Here is a 2,310-nt window from a genome sequence, read left to right as displayed (position 1 = left end):
GCTCGGATAGTCCGGCAAGCGCTTCTCGCATTGCCCTGACTGTCTTTTCCGTTGTTGCCCTCGCCGTGATGAACGGCAGGCCTTTGCGCCGTCCGGTCCAGCCGACGATCGCGACTTTCCGCGCTGCTGGCTCGAAGCGCTGCGCCAGCGCCCAGCTTTCGCAGTCGATCGCTGCAACATCGGCCCTGCCCTCGGCAATGGCGACGATTGAAGCGCGGTGACCGCCGCTCTCGCTACGCGACGAAAAGATGTCCAAGCCTTCGCCGGCCGCTTGCAGGTCGCGCGTCAGCGCAATGATGCCCGACATGGAATCGAGGCTGTTGAAGATGAAGCGCTTGCCGCGGATCAGATCGAGCGGGATGAGAGCGCTGCCATCCGCAGGCGATCGAACTTCCGGTCCCTCGCCTATCCGCATCACCAGAGCGCTCGAATAGAGCTCGCCCTGCCCGCCTTCATAGGCGTCATAGCTCGGCTGGCCGACCACCTGCACATGCCTGGACAGGCCAAGTTCCATCGGCCCCCAGCAGGTCTGCGCGAACAGCAGCAAAGGATGCAGCCACAATCTATGGAAATCGAGTTCATCCGGTGGCAATGTCGCGGGATCGGGTGCGATCAATGCACCGGCAGCATCGCGAATTCCGCCCGGCACCGGCGGCAGGTCGCCATTGCGCCGCACGATGGCTTCCGGCGCGTCGATCCCCTTTTGCCGAAACGCATCGCGCAGCAGCACCCATTGCGCGTCGACCTCATCGCGCACTTCGGGCCAATCATACATCGGCAACGCCGCAACCAATTCACTCATGCCGATATCAAATCATCATGTCTGGAAAAAGGATCGCGAAAACGCGGCGTCCAATCAGAATTGGCCGACACGGATTCCGGGTAGGCCGGAATTATTCCTTGGGCGGCTCGGCGGGAACCGGCGCACTGCCGAGCCCGCTGATGCTGCGCGCCCTGATGCGCGGCTTGAAGGCCCTGCCCGGCTCAGGCGCACGCCGCAGCACCGGGTGCACGATCGGCTCTTTCGCCTTGAACGCATAGGCTTTGACCAGCGCGAAATAATTCGGATAGGCATAGCCATTGTTCATCCGCAGCCATTCCTCACGGCGGTCGCGAAACAGCCTGGGCAGCTTGTACCAGGCCACGGTCGGGGTCTTGTGATGGACGAAATGCAGATTGTTGTTGAGGAACAGGAACGACAGCGGCGAGCGCTCGACGATCACCGTACGGCCTTCCGGATGTTCCGACCATTGATGCTCGGCGAACGTACGGATCGAGATCAGCGACTGGCCGAGCCAGACCGGCACCAGAATGTAAAGCCACAGCGGGATGCCGAAGCCGAACTGAACGATCGGCAGCACGACGGCCAGGCCGATCGCATGCAGCAGCCAGGCCTTGCGGATCGGCTTGTCGCCGGCGATCACCTGCTTGGCATCGTCGATGAAGAAGCCGACGCAGGACAGCCACGGGCCGAGCACGAAGCGGCCTGCCATGGTGTTGTTGATCTTGAGCAGGAATTTCATCGTCGGCGGCAGCTCGTCATGCTGCCAGAGCGCCTGATAATAGCTTTCCGGGTCATCGAGCGGGTCGGTCAGCCGCTCGTCGGCGTGGTGACGCAGATGAATGGTCTTGAAGCGGCGGAACGGCCAGACCAGACCGATCGGCAGAAACACGAAGGCTTCGTTGACCCGCGCGTTGCGCGTCGGATGCCCGTGCAGCACTTCGTGCATGATCGACGACTGCAATGCGGCGGTGAAGGCGAGGACGGCGAGCGCCAGGACGGGATAGGAAGGCCAGAGCAGGAAACCGGTGGCGAGCCATGTCGCGTAGCAGAAGAAGGCGAGTACCACGGTTGGCCACTCAATGGCCCGTACGCTGTGTCGCCTGATGCTCTTGCTCGTCATGCTATCGACCACTGCCCCTCAGTCGCCGGAATCCCAATTGATTCCTGACAGCATTGTGTCAGGAGAAATGATTTCACTCAACGAGACAAAGTGCACAAACTGTTGCGATTGCGCATTTTTGACCGCACATGTTATACATTGTAAACAGACTTAGGGATTCATTTACGCCTAACGCCACCCTCGGAGCGGTTCCGGCGCAAATTTTTCCTCAATCCAGGTGGAGCACGGACATGGACAAGCGCGACCTGTCGACGATCTTCCGCGAGCGACTGAAAATGCTCTTGACACGCTCCGACCTGAACCAGTCGGCCTTTGCAACCGCGGTCGGCATCGACCGCTCGGCGCTGTCGCAACTGCTGTCGGGCGCCTCGACGCGCCTGCCCCGCGCCGAAACACTGCTTAACAT

General features: G+C 61.1%; 3 protein-coding genes. 1 reads left to right on the top strand and 2 read right to left on the bottom strand.

The annotated features are described in order from the left end of the window. Positions 1 to 802 (bottom strand): phosphate/phosphite/phosphonate ABC transporter substrate-binding protein (locus tag EN914_RS32580; RefSeq protein WP_127389549.1); only part of this gene is annotated, 802 nt, incomplete at its 3' end. A gap of 91 nt (positions 803 to 893) precedes the next feature. Then, positions 894 to 1,904 carry a fatty acid desaturase gene (locus tag EN914_RS32575; protein WP_164779080.1) on the bottom strand — a complete coding sequence of 337 codons (1,011 nt, stop codon included), beginning with the start codon at positions 1,902 to 1,904 and terminating at the stop codon, positions 894 to 896. Between the two features lie 128 nt (positions 1,905 to 2,032). Between EN914_RS32575 and EN914_RS39550 the strand changes: the two genes are divergently transcribed. Beyond that, a partial coding sequence (locus EN914_RS39550) for a helix-turn-helix transcriptional regulator (RefSeq protein WP_245497895.1) occupies positions 2,033 to 2,310 on the top strand: 278 nt, incomplete at its 3' end.

The organism is Mesorhizobium sp. M7A.F.Ca.CA.001.08.2.1, assembly GCF_003998455.1.
GTDB lineage: Bacteria > Pseudomonadota > Alphaproteobacteria > Rhizobiales > Rhizobiaceae > Mesorhizobium > Mesorhizobium ciceri.
The sequence above is the reverse complement of the archived record's forward strand: the minus strand, read 5'-3'. Positions and strand labels throughout refer to the sequence as shown.

Coding starts and splice junctions, on each gene's coding strand:
- EN914_RS32575 (WP_164779080.1), bottom strand. CDS start 1,904: ATGACGAGCAAGAGCATCAGGCGACACAGCGTACGGGCCATTGAGTGG.